This window comes from Streptomyces thermovulgaris, assembly GCF_002155915.1.
GTDB lineage: Bacteria > Actinomycetota > Actinomycetes > Streptomycetales > Streptomycetaceae > Streptomyces > Streptomyces thermovulgaris.
This window is the reverse complement of sequence record NZ_MUME01000212.1, coordinates 1-18,762: the sequence shown is the minus strand read 5'-3', so window position 1 is coordinate 18,762 and position 18,762 is coordinate 1. Positions and strand designations below refer to the sequence as shown.

Genomic DNA, 18,762 nt, shown 5'->3' with positions numbered 1-18,762 from the left:
CCAACCGCGACCTGGTGCTGCGCCGTCTGCTGGAGTGCCTGGGCCGGGACCGCACGAAGCACCAGGTCGCGGTTGGACTCCAGGACCATGTCGATGAAGTCGATCACGATGATGCCGCCGAGGTCGCGCAGCCGCAGCTGGCGCACGATCTCCTCGGCCGCCTCCAGGTTGTTCCTGGTGACCGTCTCCTCGAGATTGCCGCCCTGGCCGGTGAACTTGCCGGTGTTGACGTCGATGACGACCATCGCCTCGGTCCGGTCGATCACCAGCGAACCGCCGCTGGGCAGCCAGACCTTGCGGTCCAGGGCCTTGGCGAGCTGCTCGTCGATCCGGTACGTCGCGAAGACGTCGACCTCGCTCGTCCAGCGCTGCAGACGCGGGGCGAGGTCCGGGGCGACGTGCGAGACATACCCGTGGATGGTCTCCCAGGCCTCGTCACCGCTGACGACGACCTTGGAGAAGTCCTCGTTGAAGATGTCGCGCACGACCCGGACGGTCATGTCCGGCTCTCCGTACAGCAGCGTCGGCGCGCCGCCGTTCTTGGCCTTCTTCTGGATCTCCTCCCACTGCGCCTGCAGCCGCTCGACGTCCCGGCGCAGCTCCTCCTCGCTCGCGCCCTCGGCGGCGGTGCGCACGATGACGCCCGCGTTCTCGGGGACGATCTTCTTGAGGATGCTCTTCAGCCGGGCCCGCTCGGTGTCGGGCAGCTTGCGGCTGATGCCGGTCATCGAGCCCTCGGGGACGTACACGAGGTACCGGCCCGGAAGGGAGACCTGGCTGGTCAGGCGGGCGCCCTTGTGCCCGATGGGGTCCTTGGTGACCTGCACGAGCACGGACTGCCCGGACTTCAGCGCGGTCTCGATCCGGCGCGGGCCGTTGGCCAGCCCCAGCGCGTCGAAGTTGACCTCGCCGGCGTACAGCACGGCGTTGCGGCCCTTGCCGATGTCGATGAAGGCGGCCTCCATCGAGGGCAGGACGTTCTGCACCTTGCCGAGGTAGACGTTGCCGACGTACGAGGTCGACTGCTCCTTGTTGACGTAGTGCTCGACGAGCACGCCGTCCTCGAGGACGCCGATCTGCGTACGGTCGCCCTGCTGCCGTACGACCATCACCCGCTCGACGGCCTCACGGCGGGCCAGGAACTCGGCCTCGGTGATGATCGGAACGCGTCGGCGTCCCTGCTCACGGCCTTCCCTGCGGCGCTGCTTCTTGGCCTCCAGCCGGGTCGAGCCCTTGATGGACTGCACCTCGTCGACCGGCTCCGCGGGCTTGCGCGGCTCGCGGATCTTGACGACGGTGCGCTCGGGGTCGTCGGCGGCCGGCTCGGTGTCGACGGCGGCGTCACCGGCCCGGCGGCGACGACGGCGGCGACGGCGGCTGCTGCTGGAGCCGGTCGTGCCGGTGACGGTGGCGGCGGCCTGCTGTGCCTCGCCGCCCTCGGCCTGCTCCGGGGCACCGGCCTCCTCGCCGCCCTCCGCGGGCTGCTCCGCGGTGCCCTCGGCCTTCTGCGCATCCTGCGCGTCCTGAGCGCTCTGCTCGGGCTGTGCGGTCTGCTCGGGCTGCTCGGGCTGCTCGGCGGCGGACGCGTCGTTCTCCTCCGGCTCCTCGCCCTCACCGGTCTCGGCGGTCTCCGTCGACTCGGCGGACTCGGCAGCCTCGGCGGACTCGCCCCGGCGACGGCGGCGGCCACCGCGGCGGCGGCGACGGCGGGAACCGGTCTCCTCGCTCTCCTCGCCCGTGGCGGCGGTCTCGGGCTCCTCCGTCTCCTGGGCGGACTCGTCGGCGTCCTCGGCCGCCCGGGCCCCGGGCTCCTCGCCGCGGCCGGAACCCCGGCGACGGCGCCGCGAGCCGCCCTGCTCGGCCGGCTCCTCCGGATACTCCGGGTACTCCGCGTAGTCCTCGTCGTCCTCCACGGCCTCGGCCGCGGCAGCGGCGGCTGCCCGCTCCGGGGTCTGGAACATCGGCTCGGTGAAGACCGGCGGCTGGAACACGGCGATGGCGGGCCGAAGGGGCCGGCGCGGGATCTCCGTCTCGGGGGTCGACGGCTTCGGGGCGGCGGGCTCGGCGAACCCGGTCGCGGCACGTCGGACGACCCGACGGCGGACGCGTCGCCTGCCGGTCTCCTCGACGGGGGCCTGCGGCTCCTCGGCGGAGGCCTGCGGCTCGTCGGCGGAGGAGGCGGGCTCGGCGGGCGCCTCGGCGACGGCGGGAGGCCGGAAGGCGGGCTCACCGACGGCAGGCGTCCGCGGCGCGGGCTCCTCGGCCGGGGTGCCGGCCTCGGGCTCCGTCTCGTCCGTGGACGAGACGGAGGGTGCGGACGCCCGGCGCGTGACACGCCGACGCAGACGACGCGGAGCCGGCTTCTCCGTCTCCTTCGCCGCCTCGGCAGCGGGCGTCTCGACGGCGGGCGCCTCGACGGCGGCCTGCTGCTCCACGGACTCCGCGGTCCTCGCGGCCTCCGTGGTCTTTGCGCTCTCCGTGGTCCTCGCGGCCTCGGCGGACGCCGGGGCCGCCGCGGGTGCGGACGCCCGGCGCGTGACACGCCGACGCAGACGACGCGGAGCCGGCTTCTCCGTCTCCTTCGCCGTCTCGGCAGCGGGCGCCTCGACGGCGGCCTGCTGCTTTGTGGTCTCTGTGGTCTCCGCGGTCCTCGTGCTCTCCGTGCTCTCCGGGCTCGCGGTCGGCACGGTCGCCGGCGCGGGAGCCGGGGCGGGCGTGGACACACTGCGTGTGGCACGCCGGCGGGGACGCCGCGGAGCGGCGGCCTCGCCGACCTCGACGGACCCGGGGAGGTCCTCGTCGGCGGTCTTGTCGGACCCGGCCGATGCCCGGGTGGTGACCACCACCGGAACCACGGCCTCGGCGGCTTCGCCCTGGACGGTCCTCGGAGCCCCGGCGGGCACGGAGACCCGGCGGCGTCCGCGACGTGTGGGCGCGGGCGCCTCCGCTGCGGCGGGCTCGGCCTCTTCCTGGGTCTTCTGTGCCTCCTGCGGCTCCTGCGCCTCGGCATCGGCGGCAGCGACCGCGGCGGTCTCCTCCGGCTCCGGCGCGGACTCCTCCGCCTCCGGCGCGGTCTCTCCCGTCTCCTGCGCGGTCTCCTCGGCCTCCGCGGGCTCCGCAGCCTCCGTGACTTCTGTAGGCTCTGTGGCCTCCGCGGTCCCGGTCACCGGCACGGCCGGTGTCGTGATCTCGGTCGGTGTCTCGCTGGACACGGCGGGCGGACCTGCCGGGCGGGAAGCGACACGGCGGCGCCGACGACGCGGCGGCAGGGTGTCGCTGGGAGTGTTCAGTTCTTCGGAACCCTCGACGGGTTCGGTCGGTTCGAGCATGCGGGCGTATCTCCCGTCAGGCTCCCGGGCGCCGCGCCTGGTCCGGCGTCGATCGATCGAACGCCGTTGACGTCCGCGGCCGCGCGGTGCGCGATGGCCGCCGTCCGGGGCGCGGGCGCCGCACGGGAGCTCTCTGTGTCCTGTCTCGCCGGTTCCGTACGCCTTGTCGTGCACGGCCTGGCGAAAGTCTTCTGGTCGGTGCGCTGCCCGACCCAGGTGGCTCCCGAGTACCAGGGCGGCGCTTCGACATCCATCCCTGCGCGGAGCCGCCCCTACGCCTGCGCCTTCGCGGCGGCAGGAGCGGCGGCCCCCACTGCATCGGCCGGGGCGGCCCCCACTGCCTCGCGGTCGGGCGCGAGCGGGTCGGTCACCGTGCCGGTCTCTTCATCGAACAGCCCCTGCGCCAGCCTGGTCACCGCTGCGGGGACCGGCGGCGCCAGGTCGGCCACGGCGCGGAGACCGGACAGGACGTCGTCGGGTCGTACGGCAGGCGTCACGTGCCGAACAACCAGCCGCAGTATCGCACAGGGGCGGTCGGTCGGCCCATCAGCCGCCGAACCCTGTGCGGGTAGGCTCTCCAGGTTCACGACCGCGGACCGGGCGTCGAAGGTGCGCATGCCGTTCTTGGTCAGACGCTGTACTTCGACGGTTTCGGCGCCGTTGAACGCCGCGACCGCGCGAGCGGCCTCGGCCGGGTCGACGCCGTCCAGTCGCAGCTCCCACACGGAAGCGGTCAGCCTCTCGGCGAATCCCGGAGTGCGGGCCTCGACCGCCTCGACGACGTCCAGCCCGGTGGGCAGCGACTCGTCGAGCTGTACGCGCAGGCGCTCCGGGTCGCGGGGCGCGGTGAGCGCGATTTCCAGGTATTCCGCCTCACTGCCCGTGCCGGTGGGTGCGGCATTGGCATAGGACACCTTCGGGTGCGGCGTGAACCCCGCCGAGTACGCCATCGGCACCTCGGCACGGCGCAGCGCACGCTCGAAGGCGCGCTGGAAGTCACGGTGGCTGGTGAACCGGAGGCGGCCGCGCTTGGTGTAGCGCAGTCGGATGCGCTGCACCACAGGTGCGGGCGGCGGGCCTTCGGGCTGTCGCTTGCCCAGTGGAACTTCTCCTCGTGTACGGCGGACGGTCCGTGGCGCGCGGGGCTGACCTCCTTCGGTCATCCCCGGGTCGATGGGGACGTTTCGCGCTCGGTTCCTTTTTCTAGAGTACGCGCCTCGGCAGCCACGGGTTCCCTCCGGGCAGGCGGCCGGGGTGCCCCGAAGAGCGCCTTGCGCAGATCGGCGCGGGTCCGGCGGACCGTCTCACGGGCGACGGCGACGGCCTCCCGGCCGATGCGGAGCGCATGACGTGCGGTCCGGGCGGCGGGGCGCAGCACGGCGTCCCGGACGACGTGCCCGACCGGAGTGAGCACCGTGCGGTACAGCCAGCGCAGGGGCTGCACGAAGATCCACCGGAAGAGGGTCCCCAGGAACCTCCCGACGACGAGCGAGATCCGTCCCGCGACCCGCCAGGCGTGCCCGAGGGCGTCGGCGATCTCCCGGCCGACGACGGCCAGGGCGCGCCCGAGGGGGACGAGCACCCACTGCCACAGCGCCAGCGCGGGCAGGACGAACAGGACCCGCCCGGTCCAGTACAGGGCCGTGCGGATTCCGGCGGCGATCCTCCCGAGCAGCCACCACAACCCCCTGGCACACCAGGCAATCCCCCGCCCCACCGGCACAAGAACCCAGGTGTACAACCACACCACGGGAACGACGAACAAAACCCGCCCAGCCCAGCACGCTCCGGCGAGCACCCCGGCCCCCACGGCGGCGAGCACGAGCCCGATTGTCCGCACCACTCGTACGAGTGCGTGCCCGACCGGCGTCAGCACCTGCCGGTACACCCATACGAGCGGCACGACCACCAGTGCACGCCCGAGCCACAGAAGCGCCTGGCCGACGGGTACGGCGACATGCCGCCACAGCGCCACCCATGGCCATACGAACACCGCTCGCCCGAGCCGGACCAGCCCTCGCCCGACCGGCCGCAGCACGGTGTCCCGCAGGAACCGCCCGCCTGCGACGAGCACGTCCCATGCCATGCGCACCGGGACGACCAGCACCAGCACGACGATCCGTACGGGCAGCCGGATCGCCGTCACCAGGCATCCCTCGGCCGGCCGTTCCCCTGCCCCCGTCTTTTCGAGTTCCACACCAGGAACGACGCGGTGTCCCGTCATCCGGATCCCGGTCGCACCCGGCCGGTCAGGACTTCTTGACCGTCAGCGGCAGCAGCTTCCTGCCGGTCGGCCCGATCTGGATGCTGGTGTCCATCTGCGGGCACACCCCGCAGTCGAAGCAGGGCGACCAGCGGCAGTCCTCGACCTCCGTCTCGTCGAGGGCGTCCTGCCAGTCCTCCCAGAGCCAGTCCTTGTCGAGACCGGAGTCGAGGTGGTCCCAGGGGAGGACCTCCTCGTAGGAGCGCTCACGGGTGGTGTACCAGTCGACGTCGACCCCGTGGGGGGTCAGCTCCTTGTCCGCGCAGGCCATCCAGCGGTCGTAGGAGAAGTGCTCGCGCCAGCCGTCGAAACGGCCGCCGTCCTCGTAGACCGCGCGGATCACCGCGCCCACACGGCGGTCGCCCCGGGAGAGGAGGCCCTCGACGATGCCCGGCTTGCCGTCGTGGTAGCGGAAGCCGATCGAGCGGCCGTACTTCTTGTCGCTGCGGATCTTGTCGCGGAGCTTCTCCAGGCGCGCGTCCGTCTCCTCCGCCGAGAGCTGGGGCGCCCACTGGAACGGGGTGTGGGGCTTGGGCACGAAGCCGCCGATGGAGACCGTGCAGCGGATGTCCTTGGAGCCGGAGACCTCGCGGCCCTTCTGGATCACGCGGGCCGCCATGTCGGCGATCTGCAGGACGTCCTCGTCGGTCTCCGTGGGCAGACCGCACATGAAGTACAGCTTCACCTGGCGCCAGCCGTTGCCGTAGGCGGTGGCGACGGTGCGGATCAGGTCCTCCTCCGAGACCATCTTGTTGATGACCTTGCGGATGCGTTCCGATCCGCCCTCCGGCGCGAAGGTCAGGCCCGAGCGGCGGCCGTTCCTCGTCAGTTCGTTGGCCAGGTCGATGTTGAAGGCGTCGACCCGGGTGGAGGGCAGCGAGAGGCCGATCTTGTCGTCCTCGTAGCGGTCGGCCAGGCCCTTGGTGATGTCGCCGATCTCGCTGTGGTCCGCGGAGGACAGGGAGAGCAGGCCCACCTCCTCGAAGCCCGTCGCCTTCAGACCCTTGTCGACCATCTCGCCGATGGCCGTGATGGAGCGCTCGCGCACCGGGCGGGTGATCATGCCGGCCTGGCAGAAGCGGCAGCCGCGCGTGCAGCCGCGGAAGATCTCGACCGACATGCGCTCGTGGACGGTCTCCGCCAGCGGCACCAGCGGCTGCTTCGGGTACGGCCACTCGTCCAGGTCCATCACCGTGTGCTTGGACACGCGCCACGGGACGCCCGACCGGTTGGGGACGACCCGGCCGATACGGCCGTCGGGAAGGTATTCGACGTCGTAGAAGCCGGGGACGTAGACCCCGCCCGTCTTCGCCAGGCGGAAGAGGAGTTCCTCGCGGCCGCCGGGGCGGCCCTCCGCCTTCCAGGCGCGGATGATCTCGGTGATCTCCAGCACCACCTGCTCGCCGTCGCCGAGCACCGCGCAGTCGATGAAGTCGGCGATCGGCTCGGGGTTGAAGGCCGCGTGGCCGCCGGCCATCACGATCGGGTCGTCGTCCGTGCGGTCGCGTGCCTCCAGCGGGATGCCCGCCAGGTCCAGGGCCGCCAGCATGTTGGTGTACCCCAGCTCCGTGGCGAAGGACACGCCGAGCACGTCGAAGGCGCGTACCGGGCGGTGGCTGTCGACCGTGAACTGCGGGACGCCGTGCTGCCGCATCAGCGCCTCCATGTCGGGCCACACGCTGTAGGTGCGCTCGGCGAGGACGCCCTCGCGCTCGTTGAGCACCTCGTAGAGGATCTGCACGCCCTGGTTGGGCAGACCCACCTCGTAGGCGTCCGGGTACATCAGCACCCAGCGGACGTCGCAGTCGTCCCAGTTCTTGACGATCGAGTTGAGCTCGCCGCCCACGTACTGGATCGGCTTCTGCACATGGGGGAGCAGGGGCTCGAGCTGCGGGAAGACCGACTCGACAGACATCGTGGGTTTACCTTCGTGAGCTGACGGGGTGACCCTCAAGCGTAACCCGCCGCGGACCGCCCTCCGCACGGCGCCGTCCGCTCCCCGCGACCGCGGGGAGCGCGAAGCCCGGCGGATGCGCGGGATTCCCGGGGGCTTCCGGGACTTCCGGGCTCCCGGCGGCCGGTTTCCGGTTTCCGGTTTCCGGGTTCCGGGTTCCGGGTTCGAGTGTGGAACACCACCGGGCCGACGAGGAAACCGCGCACCGGATCAGCCGTGCGTCAGACCGGACGACTGTCCGCATGACCGGCCACGGCCGCTTCCCACAGGCCCGGCAGCTTTGCCTCGTACTCCGCCGCACGCTGCTCCTCGCGGCCGTGAAGCACCCCGTAGGTGAACGCGTTCTCCCCCTCCGCGTGCGCCTGGTCGGCCAGCTCGCGCAGGGCCCGGCGGGCCATGACGCCGTCCTGGTGCCGGCCGAGCAGGTCCTGGAGGGCCTTGAGGGTCCTCACCAGGCCGGCGGCCGGGGTGCCGAGGGCGGGGACGGCCGCCTCGGCCGTGTACCGGACGGCCTTGGCCTGCTTGCGGGCCTCGTGCAGGGCGAGGTCGCGCTCGGGGCCGGGCGGCAGGGCGAGGGCCTGCTCCAGCAGGGCGGAGAGTTTCGCGCACTGCTTCCGTACGGCCCTGGTCATCACCTTGGCCGGCCGCTTGGCGGCCGCCGGGCGCAGCGGCGGGTCGGCCAGCAGCGCGTCCAGGGCGTCGAGCAGTTCCAGATGGCGCCGGCTGTCCAGGGCGGCGACGGCCCGGCCCCGCAGGGCGCTGCGACGGGTCCGGGACCAGGTGCGCAGGCGGTCGCGGACAGGGCCGGTCATCAGGGCGTCGGGGAGGGCGTCCAGGCCGGCGGTGAGGCGTTCGTCGAGGACCTCCTGGTCGCGCTCGAGGCCGAGTTCGCCGCCGAGCCGGCGCAGTTCCTCGCGGAGGGGGTCGGTGGCGGACCGGTCCAGGACCTCGCGGTAGGTGCGCAGGACGCTGCGCAGACGGCGGGCGGCGACGCGCATGCGGTGCACGGAGTCGGGCACGCCCCTGCGGACGGCGGGGTCCAGTGCGACGAGGGCGTCGCGCTGGGCGCGCAGACAGGCGAGGACGTGGTCGCCGGCCGTCACGGGGGTCTGCTCCTCGGGCGGCCCGGGGCGACGGTCCGGCCCGGCGGTCGCGGCCAGGGCGCGGGCCAGTTTGGAGGAGGACGGGGAGCGGCGCACGCCCGCCTTGCGCAGCCGTTTCTCCACCTTGTCGAGGAGGGCCGGGTCGCCGCCGTCGGCCAGTTCCACCTCGATCTCGGTCCACCGGGCGGTGCGGCCGCCGCCGGCCGGCCGCTCGGCGCGCACCTCGTCGACGGCGGCCTCGGCGAGCAGCGTGCCGTCCGCGTCGACGAGATGGCGGAGGGTGCGCCGGGTGCGGATGCGGACCAGGGGCAGCAGTTCCTGGCGGCGGACACGGGAGCGGACGAGCGCGGCGAGGGCGGCCGGCACCGTGTCGGACAGGGGTGCGTGGATCTCGTCGCGCACGCCGGGCGCGACCGGGAACTTCAGGTGCCAGCCCGCGTCGCTGCCGCCGGTGCGGCGGCGCAGGGTGATTCCGGCGGCGGCGAGACGTTCGTCGGCGGTGTCGTAGTAGACGGCGTCCAGCTCGGCGACGCCCCGGTCGAGGACGGCCGCGACCCCGTCGGCACCGGTCAGGTCGGGCAGGACTCCGGCGTCGGACTCGTACTTGCGCTCGATTTCGCGCTTGATGTCCGTCATGGACCGAATTTAGTACCGTCCGGCCGGGCGCGGCAGTCCGCCGAGGTCCCGGCAGGGGCCGTACGGGCCGGGCCCGAGCCCGGACCCGGTCCCAGGAGGCCAGGATCAGGGTCCGAGGGGTTCCGATCCCGGGATGCGGCCCACCGGGGTGCGCCCCGAAGGGGAGCGCCCCGGGGACAAGTCCCGGGGCGCTCTCGGCCGGTCGTCGACGGTCGTCACCGGGGAGCTCCTCCTCCCCTCGTTGCCCCCGTACCCGTGAAGGACGCGGGCCGCGGAGGGCGTGGGGGCTACGCCGACATCGGCCGCTGCACCTTGATCGACTGCAGCAGCCCCACCGCCACCCACACCGCGAACATCGCCGAGCCGCCGTAGGACACGAACGGCAGGGGCAGACCGGTGACCGGCATGATGCCGAGGGTCATGCCGATGTTCTCGAAGCACTGGAAGGCGAACCAGGCGACGATGCCGGCGGCGACGATCGTGCCGTACAGCTCGGGTGTCTCGCGGGCGATGGTGCAGGCGCGCCACATGATGATCCCGAGCAGAACGATGATCAGACCGGCTCCGACGAAGCCGAGTTCCTCGCCCGCGACCGTGAAGATGAAGTCGGTCTGCTGCTCGGGCACGAACTGACCGGTGGTCTGCGATCCCTTGAAGAGACCCGCGCCGGTCAGCCCGCCGGAGCCGATGGCGATACGGGCCTGGTTGGTGTTGTAGCCGACGCCGGCCGGGTCGAGGTCGGGGTTGGCGAAGGCCGCGAACCGGTTGATCTGGTACTCGTCCAGGATGTTCAGCTGCCAGATGGCGACGCAGCCGGCGGCGCCGGCCGCGAGCAGCCCGAAGATCCAGCGATTGGAGGCACCGGAGGCGAGCAGCACGCCCAGGACGATGGTCACCAGGACCAGGGCCGTGCCCAGGTCGGGCATGAGCAGCACGATGACGATCGGCACGGCGGCCAGGCCCAGCGCCTGCAGGATCGTCCGGTGGTCGGGGTACACGCTGTCGCCGGCGTCGACCCGGGCCGCGAGCAGCATCGCCATGCCCAGGATGATCGTGACCTTCACGAACTCCGAGGGCTGCAGGGAGAAGCCGCCGCCCAGGGCGATCCAGTTGCGGCTGCCGTTGATGGTGGCGCCGAGCGGGGTGAGCACCAGCAGCACCCCGAGCACCGAGATCCCGTACAGGACCGGCACGGCGTTGCGCAGGGCGCGGTGGCCGAGCCAGATGGTGCCGACCATCAGGGCGAAGCCGATGCCGGTGTTCAGCAGGTGCCGGACCAGGAAGTAGTACGGGTCGCCCTGGTTGAGCTCGGTGCGGTTGCGGGTGGCCGAGTAGACCAGGGCGGAGCCGATCAGGGACAGCGCGAGCGCGGACAGCAGCATCGGCCAGTCGAGCCGGCGGGCCGGCGAGTCCCGGGCGAAGAGCCGCGTCCAGCGGGCCCGCTCGGGTCCGTAGCCGGAGACGGAGAAGCTGTTCGCGCCGGTCATGCGATCATCCTCCGGCTTCCCCCGCGGCGCGCACGCCTGCGGGTGGCGCGGTTGCCCGTGGGAGGTGTGGTCGTGGTCGCGGGCGGCTGTCCGCCGTCCGGCGTGGTGTCCGGCGTGGCGCCCGGCTGGGTGGGCTGCTGGGTGGCCTGCTTGGCCGCCTCCTCCAGCTCCTTGGCGGGGTCGGCGGAGATCTTCGGAGCGCTGATCGAGCCGTCCGGCTTGATCTTGGGCAGGCCCTTCTGCGGGGTGGGCAGCAGCGCCTTCTTCTTGTCGATGGTGCCGTCGGGCTGGACGCCGTACAGCGCGCTGTAGATGTTGCGCACCGCCTCACCGGAGGCGCCGGAACCGGTACCGGCCTGGGAGATGGTCATGACGACCGTGTAGTCCTCGGTGTAGGTGGTCAGCCAGGACGTGGTCTGCTTGCCGTAGACCTCGGCGGTACCGGTCTTGGCGTGCATCGGGATCTTGTCCTGCGGCCAGCCGGCGAACTTCCAGGCGGCGGTACCGCGGGTGGCCACGCCCTCCAGGGCCTCGTCCATCATCTTGAGGGTCGCCTTGCTGATGGGCAGCTTGCCGTGGGACTTGGGCTTGATCTCGGTGACCCGCTTGCCGTCGGGGCTGATGATGGCCTTGCCGATGGTCGGGGTGTACATGGTGCCGCCGTTGGAGAGGGCCCCGTAGATGACGGCCATCTGGATGGGGGTGACGAGGGTGTCTCCCTGGCCGATGGAGTAGTTGATCTCGTCACCGGCGCGCATCTTGTTGCCCTCGAGGCAGTTCTCGTACGCGATCCTCTCGACGTAACTGCCGTCCTTCTTGCCGGTCTTGCACCAGGCGTCCTTGTTGGCCTCCCAGTACTCCTCCTTCCACCGGCGGTCGGGGACGCGGCCGGTGACCTCGTCGGGCAGGTCGATGCCGGTCCTCTTGCCGAGGCCGAACTGGTGGGCGGTCCGGTAGAAGTGGTCCTTGGGGTTCTTCTTGGGGTTGATGCCGCCGTCCTTCTTCCACTCGGTGTGGGCGAGGTAGTAGAAGACGGTGTCGCAGGAGACCTCCAGGGCCCGGCCGAGGGTGATCGATCCGAAGCTCTCCCCCTCGAAGTTGTTGAAGACCTGCCCGCCGACCGAGTAGGAGCTGGTGCAGGGGTATTTGCCGTTGAAGTCGTAGCCGGCCGCGACCGCGGCGGCCGTGGAGACCACCTTGAAGGTGGATCCGGGCGCGGACTGGCCCTGGATGGCCCGGTTGAGCAGCGGGTAGTTGGAGTCCTTGCCGGTGAGCGCCCGGTAGTCCTTGGCGGAGATGCCGCCGACCCAGACGTTCGGGTCGTAGGCCGGTGCGGACGCCATGGCGACGACCCGGCCGGTCTTGGCCTCCATCACGACGACGGCGCCGGAGTCCGCCTCGTACCTTCTGTTGGTGTTCCTGTCCCACTGGGTCCGGGCGGCCTTCATCGCCTTGTCCAGCTCGTGCTCGGCGATCCGCTGGACCCGGGCGTCGAGGCTGGTGACCAGGGTGGAGCCGGGCTGGGCGGGGTCGGACTTGGCCTTGCCGATGACCCGGCCGAGGTTGTCGACCTCGTAGCGGGTGACACCGGCCTTGCCGCGCAGCTCCCGGTCGTACTGCCGCTCCAGGCCGGAGCGGCCGACCATGTCGGAGCGCAGATAGGGCGAGTCGGTGTCCTTGGCCCGCTGGATCTCCTCGTCGGTGACCGGCGAGAGGTAGCCGAGGACCTGGGCGGCGTTGGACTTGCCGGGGCCGGGGTAGCGGCGCACGGCCACGGGCTCGGCGGTGATGCCGGGGAAGTCCTCGGCACGCTCACGGATCTGCAGGGCCTGCTTGGGGGTGGCCTCGTCGGTGATGGGGATGGGCTGGTAGGGCGAACCGTTCCAGCAGGGCTGCGGGGTCTTGCTGTCGCACAGCCGGACCTTCTGCATGACCTCCTCGACGTCCATGCCGAGCACACCGGCGAGCTTGGTGAGGACCGCCTTGCCGTCGTCCTTCTGCTTGAGCAGCTCGGTGCGGGAGGCGGAGACCACCAGCCGGGTCTCGTTGTCGGCGAGCGGCACCCCGCGCGCGTCCAGGATGGCGCCGCGCACGGCGGGCTGGACGACCTGCTGGACGTGGTTGCCGGAGGCCTGCTTCTGGTAGTGGGCGCCCTCGCGGATCTGGAGGTACCACAGCCGGCCGCCGAGGGTGCAGAGCAGGGAGAGGACGAGGATCTGGATGATGACGAGCCGGGTCTGGACCCGTGGGGTCCGGCCGGTTGCGGGAATGTTGGTCATGGGCGACGCCCACTCCTCACAAGAGCGGCGAAGGGAGACGGGGGGACGGTCACGGGCGCTGCCTCCCTCTCTCGGTGGGTGGACGGGTCGGGTACGGCGAAGCGGGCGGACCGGCCTGCCGGCGGGCCGTCAGCGTCCTTTCCGTCACAGCCGTTTGACCCCCTTGATGCGGCCGATCCGCGCGGTGCGGGCACGGGCCTTGGTCTTCAGGCTGCTGAACGCGCTGCGCTGGCCGCCGATGTGCAGTCCGGTGCCGGAGGAGATCCAGCCGGAGGAGATGTCGGCCGCCTTCTTCGAGGTGGAGGTGGTCTCGGCGAGCGGGTCGTTCTCCGTGCGCCGGGCCAGCGCCATGATGCCGGGGACGACGAAGGGGGCGAGCAGCAGGTCGTACACGGCGGCGGTGAGCAGCAGGCCGGGCAGGCCGACATGACGGGCGGCGGTGTCGCCGACGAGGGCGCCGACACCGGCGTACAGCAGCGTGGAGCCGATGGCGGCGCCGACCACCACGGCCATGGGGCCGGTGGCCGTTCTGACCTGTCCGGTCTCGGGTTTGATGAGCCCGGCGAGGTAGCCGATGACGCACAGCACCAGGGCGTAGCGGCCGACGGCGTGGTCGGCGGGCGGGGCGATGTCGGCGAGCAGTCCGGCGCCGAAGCCGACGAGGGCGCCGCCGACATGGCCGTAGACCATGGCCAGGCCCAGGACGGTGAGCAGCAGCAGGTCCGGGACGGCACCGGGCAGGTGCAGCCGGGCCAGGACGCTCACCTGGATCATCAGGGCGACGACGACCAGCGCGGTGGAGAGCAGGATCCGGTTGAGACGCATGGGAATTCAGGCTCCTACTGCTGCGGCCGGCCGGTGACGGGGGCATCGGCGGAGGCGTCGGCGGACGGGGTGACCGTCACGGTCACCGTGGGCGTCGGGGTCGGCCTGGGCTTGGGCGGCAGCACCTCGTCGCGCGGGTCCTTCTTCGGGGCGCTCACGACGACACCGACGATGTCGAGCTTGGTGAAGGAGACGTACGGCGTGACGTACACGGTGCGGGTCAGGTCGCCGCCGGAGGGGTCGACACGGGAGACCACGCCGACCGGGACACCGGGCACGAACGGGCGGTCGGCCTGCGAGCCGAAGGTGACCAGGCGGTCGCCCTTCTTCACGTCCGCCTTGGCGTTGAGCAGCTGCACGCGCAGCGGGCGGTCGCCCTGGCCGGAGGCGAAGCCGAGTTCGTCGCTGCCCTCCATGCGGGTGCCGACGGTGAAGTCGGGGTCGTTGGCGAGCAGGACGGTGGCGGTGTCGGGGCCGACGGTGGTGACACGGCCGACCAGGCCGTCGGCGTTCAGCACGGTCATGTCACGCCTGATGCCGTCGTTCGCTCCCGCGTCGATGGTGACGGTCCAGGAGAAGCCCTGAGCGGCTCCTATCGCGATGACCTGGGCGCCCTTGATGCCGTACTGCCCCCGGCCGGCCAGCTTCAGCATCTTGTTCAGCTGGTTCAGCCGGCTGCGGTTGCGGTCGTCGCTGCCGAGCTCGGCCTTGAGGGCGGCGTTCTCCTTCTCCAGCGCGGCGAGCCGGTCATGGCGCTCCCCGGAGTCGCGGACCGCGGAAATCGCGTTGCCGACCGGGTTCACCACGGCCGACATGCCGCTTTGGACCGGGCCGAAGACGGCGGCGGCGGCCTGCCGGGCGCCGTCCACGGGAGAGTCCTCCCCACCGCGGATGTCCACTGTGATCAGCGCGAACGCGATGGCGACCAACAGCACCAGGAGCAGCCGGCTCTCTTTCGTGTCCCTCACGTGCGACGGCCGTGCCCTTCCTCATAGGAACCGGGTGGCCCCCGAGAAGCGCTGGCCTTGAGCGCGATCCCAAGGGGCCCTTTTGCGGGAGCTTATGCCTCTATATCAACGATCCGCCGTACGAAGGGGGATCGGCTCGTACGGCGGAATCGAAAAGTTGTGTCATCTGCGCGGCTGGGCGTCGAGGACCTGCTGGAGCGCCTCGAACTCCTCGACGCACTTGCCCGATCCGAGCGCCACGCTGTCCAGCGGATCCTCGGCGATGTGGATCGGCATGCCGGTCTCCTGGCGCAGCCGCTCGTCCAGTCCGCGCAGCAGCGCCCCGCCGCCGGTCAGAACGATTCCCCGGTCCATGATGTCGCCGGACAGCTCCGGCGGACACTTGTCGAGTGTCGTCTTGACCGCGTCGACGATCGCGTTGACCGGCTCCTCGATCGCCTTGCGCACCTCGGAGGCCGAGATGACGACGGTCTTCGGCAGCCCGGAGACCAGGTCCCGGCCACGGATCTCGGTGTGCTCGTCGGTGCCGAGGTCGTACGCCGAGCCGATCGTGATCTTGATCTGCTCCGCCGTCCGCTCGCCCAGCAGAAGGGAGTACTCCTTCTTGACGTGCTGGATGATCGCGTTGTCCAGCTCGTCGCCGGCGACACGGATGGACTGGGCGGTGACGATGCCGCCGAGCGAGATGACCGCGACCTCCGTGGTGCCGCCGCCGATGTCCACCACCATGTTGCCCGTGGCCTCGTGGACCGGTAGGCCGGAGCCGATGGCCGCGGCCATCGGCTCCTCGATGATGTGCACCTGGCGGGCGCCGGCCTGGGTGGAGGCCTCGATGACGGCACGGCGCTCGACACCGGTGATGCCGGAAGGCACACAGACCACGACCCGCGGACGAGCCAGATACCGCCGCTTGTGGATCTTCAGAATGAAGTAGCGGAGCATCCGCTCGGTGATCTCGAAGTCCGCGATGACGCCGTCCTTCAGGGGACGTACGGCAACGATGTTGCCCGGCGTGCGCCCGATCATCTTCTTCGCCTCGGCGCCGACCGCGAGGATGCCACCGGTGTTCGTGTTGATCGCGACGACGGACGGCTCGTTGAGTACGATCCCGCGACCCCTGACGTACACCAGCGTGTTGGCGGTCCCGAGGTCGACAGCCATGTCACGGCCGATGAACGACATTGAGTTCCCCATCAGGATTCGTCTGGCCTTCCCTGGGAGCTTTGAGGGCTTTTCAGGTACGGCGAGGGCGGGTGCTGTGGCGTGAAGGCTTACATCGTAGACGTGCCTGCACGAACACTGCGCGAGGGTCTCCGCCATTGTCAGCGGATGGCCTACCGCCTCGCTTGTGGAGACGGCCCATCGGAGGCACTGGTTCCCCCGATCGGCACCTCTTGCGTGGCGGAGCGGCCGGTAGTGCACGGCCGCCCAGGTCAGGCGGCCGGTGGAGCTGATGGAACGTCAGAAGAAGCGGCCGGGGCCAGGGGTCAGCCGCGGTCCGGGAAGAAGATCTTGATCTCGCGCTCGGCGGACTCCTCGGAGTCGGAGGCGTGGATCAGGTTCTCCCGGACGATCACACCGTAGTCGCCGCGGATCGAGCCGGGAGGAGCGGCGATCGGGTCGGTGGGCCCGGCCAGGGTGCGCACGCCCTCGATGACCCGCTCGCCCTCGACGATCATGGCAACCACCGGACCGGACGACATGAACTCCACCAGCGGCTCGTAGAAGGGCTTGCCCTTGTGCTCGCTGTAGTGCTGCTCGAGGGTCTCGGTGTCCAGGGTGCGGAGCTCCAGCGCGGTGATCCGCCAGCCCGCCTTGCGCTCGATACGGCTGATGATCTCGCCGGTCAGACCCCGACGGACGGCGTCGGGCTTGAGCAGGACAAGGGTGCGCTGGGTCACGATGGGGCTCCTTCTTGCCACAAAGGTGCGGTGGAACGAGGTTACAGGGCTGTGCTCACGCGGGGTCGGGGGAGGAGGGGTTCGCCTCCCCGGAGCCGGCGGCCTGGGCGGCGAACCTGGCCTTCGCCTCGTCGACCTTCCGGCCGTAGTGCACCGACGCCCACCACAGGGCCGCGAACACCGCGCCGAGGAAGAACATCATCGGCACCACGAAACCGGAGACGATCAGCGCGGCCTGCAGCACCCAGCCGAGGGCCACGCCGCCGGGCCGGGTCACCAGGCCGCACAGCAGCAGGCACAGCAGCATGAGGGAACCGCTGACCGACCATACGGCCGTCATGGACAGATCAGGATCCTTCATGGCGACCAGGCCGGCGAACCCCACGATGAAGAACTCGCCGATCAGGGTCGAGGAACACAGCGTACGCACGAGAAGTCAGCCCCTCCCGAGGAGCAGTCGGGCCTCACCGACGGTGATGACGGAACCGGTGACCAGGACACCGCCGCCGGCGAACTCGCCCTCCTCCTCGGCGAGCGTGATCGCGGCCTCCAGCGCGTCGGGCAGGCGCGGTTCGACCTGGACCCGCTCCTCGCCGAAGACCTCGACGGCGATCGCGGCCAGCTCGTCGGCGTTCATCGCGCGGTGGCTGGAGTTCTGCGTGATCACGACCTCCGCGAAGATCGGCTCGAAGGCCTCCAGCAGACCGCGTGCGTTCTTGTCGCCGCTGGCCCCGACCACGCCGATCAGCCGGCTGAAGCCGAACGCCTCCTGGATCGCCTCGGCGGCGGCCTGTGCGCCCGCCGGGTTGTGCGCGGCGTCCAGCACCACGGTCGGCGAGCGCCGTACGACCTCCAGCCGGCCCGGCGAGGCGACGGACGCGAACGCCTTGCGGACGGTCTCCTCGTCCAGCGGCTCGGCGCGCTGGGCACCGACGCCGAAGAACGCCTCCACGGCGGCGAGCGCCACGGCGGCGTTGTGCGCCTGGTGGGCGCCGTGCAGCGGCAGGTACACCTCGGAGTACTCGCCGCCCAGGCCGCGCAGGGTGAGCAGCTGCCCGCCGACGGCCACCTGTCGCGCCAGGACACCGAACTCCAGCCCCTCGCGGGCCACCGTCGCACCGGCCTCCGAAGCCTTCTTCAGCAGCACCTGGGCGGCCTCCACCGGCTGCTGAGCCATGACCACGGTGGCACCCGGCTTGATGACGCCGGCCTTCTCGGCGGCGATCTCGCCCGGTGTGGCGCCGAGCCGGTCGGTGTGGTCGAGGGAGACGGGGGTGACGACGGCGACGTCCGCGTCGATGACGTTGGTGGCGTCCCAGCTGCCGCCCATGCCCACCTCGACGACGGCCACGTCCACCGGTGCGTCGGCGAAGGCGGCGTACGCCATGCCGGTCAGCACCTCGAAGAAGGACAGCCGGTACTCCTGCGAGGCGTCGACCATCTCCACGTACGGCTTGATGTCGTGGTACGTCTCGACGAACCGCTCGGCGGAGACCGGCGCGCCGTCCAGGCTGATCCGCTCGGTGATCGACTGCACGTGCGGGGAGGTGTACCGGCCGGTGCGCAGCTCGAAGGCACCGAGCAGGGCCTCGATCATGCGGGCGGTGGAGGTCTTGCCGTTGGTGCCGGTGATGTGGAGGGAGGGGTACGAGCGCTGCGGCTCGCCCAGGACGTCCATCAGCGCGGAGATCCTGGTGACCGAGGGCTCCAGCTTGGTCTCGCCCCACCGGGTCGCCAGCTCTTCCTCGACCTGACGCAGCGCCCTGTCCAGCTCGGGGTCCTCCGGCCGCCCCGGTACCTCCGCCCGCGGCGGCCCGCCCTGGGTCCGCAGGGTACGGCTGCCGGCCTCGATCACCGCGAGATCGGGGTCGCGGCTGGTCTCGGCCGCGACGATCTCGTCGAAGGAGTCGCGGGGGCCGGGCTGCTCGTTGTCGTCGTACGGGGGGAGGTCACTCACGGTGCCCAGTGTACGGAGCGTCGCCGGCGGACGTGGGCGAAGGCCCCCGGGCCCGGGGCC

13 protein-coding genes are annotated in these 18,762 nt (G+C 71.4%); all 13 read right to left on the bottom strand.

Annotation, left to right across the window (positions count from 1 at the left end):
* On the bottom strand, positions 1-3,329 hold a 3,329-nt coding region (locus CCN35_RS17625; RefSeq protein ID WP_086793449.1), incomplete at its 3' end, for an Rne/Rng family ribonuclease.
* A gap of 272 nt (positions 3,330-3,601) precedes the next feature.
* Positions 3,602-4,387 carry a TIGR03936 family radical SAM-associated protein gene (locus tag CCN35_RS17620; protein WP_067390231.1) on the bottom strand — a complete coding sequence of 262 codons (786 nt, stop codon included), beginning with the start codon at positions 4,385-4,387 and terminating at the stop codon, positions 3,602-3,604.
* A 101-nt stretch (positions 4,388-4,488) separates the two neighbouring features.
* Positions 4,489-5,553 (bottom strand): hypothetical protein, encoded by a 1,065-nt coding sequence (locus CCN35_RS17615; RefSeq protein ID WP_425444303.1) that lies wholly within the window; start codon positions 5,551-5,553, stop codon positions 4,489-4,491.
* Positions 5,554-5,578: 25 nt separating this feature from the next.
* The gene (locus CCN35_RS17610) at positions 5,579-7,507 is read right to left on the bottom strand and encodes a TIGR03960 family B12-binding radical SAM protein (RefSeq protein ID WP_067389867.1); all 1,929 of its coding nucleotides are present in this window, start codon (positions 7,505-7,507) and stop codon (positions 5,579-5,581) included.
* A 260-nt stretch (positions 7,508-7,767) separates the two neighbouring features.
* Positions 7,768-9,285 carry a CYTH and CHAD domain-containing protein gene (locus CCN35_RS17605; RefSeq protein ID WP_086793445.1) on the bottom strand — a complete coding sequence of 506 codons (1,518 nt, stop codon included), beginning with the start codon at positions 9,283-9,285 and terminating at the stop codon, positions 7,768-7,770.
* A 287-nt stretch (positions 9,286-9,572) separates the two neighbouring features.
* A complete protein-coding gene (gene rodA / locus CCN35_RS17600) occupies positions 9,573-10,772 on the bottom strand; it encodes a rod shape-determining protein RodA (protein ID WP_067389859.1) in 1,200 nt (399 codons plus the stop codon).
* Complete coding sequence (gene mrdA, locus CCN35_RS17595; RefSeq protein ID WP_067389856.1) at positions 10,769-13,051, bottom strand: penicillin-binding protein 2; 2,283 nt, start codon at positions 13,049-13,051, stop codon at positions 10,769-10,771. Before mrdA ends, rodA begins: the two co-directional genes overlap by 4 nt.
* A 144-nt stretch (positions 13,052-13,195) precedes the next feature.
* A complete protein-coding gene (mreD, locus tag CCN35_RS17590; RefSeq protein ID WP_067389853.1) occupies positions 13,196-13,876 on the bottom strand; it encodes a rod shape-determining protein MreD in 681 nt (226 codons plus the stop codon).
* A 14-nt stretch (positions 13,877-13,890) separates the two neighbouring features.
* Positions 13,891-14,844 carry a rod shape-determining protein MreC gene (mreC, locus tag CCN35_RS17585; RefSeq protein ID WP_067389850.1) on the bottom strand — a complete coding sequence of 318 codons (954 nt, stop codon included), beginning with the start codon at positions 14,842-14,844 and terminating at the stop codon, positions 13,891-13,893.
* 162 nt (positions 14,845-15,006) lie between these two features.
* Positions 15,007-16,026 carry a rod shape-determining protein gene (locus CCN35_RS17580; protein WP_067389847.1) on the bottom strand — a complete coding sequence of 340 codons (1,020 nt, stop codon included), beginning with the start codon at positions 16,024-16,026 and terminating at the stop codon, positions 15,007-15,009.
* Positions 16,027-16,331: 305 nt separating this feature from the next.
* A complete protein-coding gene (ndk, locus tag CCN35_RS17575) occupies positions 16,332-16,745 on the bottom strand; it encodes a nucleoside-diphosphate kinase (protein ID WP_067389844.1) in 414 nt (137 codons plus the stop codon).
* Between the two features lie 55 nt (positions 16,746-16,800).
* Positions 16,801-17,175, bottom strand: a complete 375-nt coding sequence (locus CCN35_RS17570) for a DUF4233 domain-containing protein (RefSeq protein ID WP_067389841.1) — start codon at positions 17,173-17,175, stop codon at positions 16,801-16,803.
* A gap of 6 nt (positions 17,176-17,181) precedes the next feature.
* On the bottom strand, positions 17,182-18,702 hold the full coding sequence (gene folC / locus CCN35_RS17565; RefSeq protein WP_067389838.1) for a bifunctional tetrahydrofolate synthase/dihydrofolate synthase: 1,521 nt from the start codon (positions 18,700-18,702) through the stop codon (positions 17,182-17,184).
* Between the last annotated feature and the right edge of the window lie 60 nt (positions 18,703-18,762).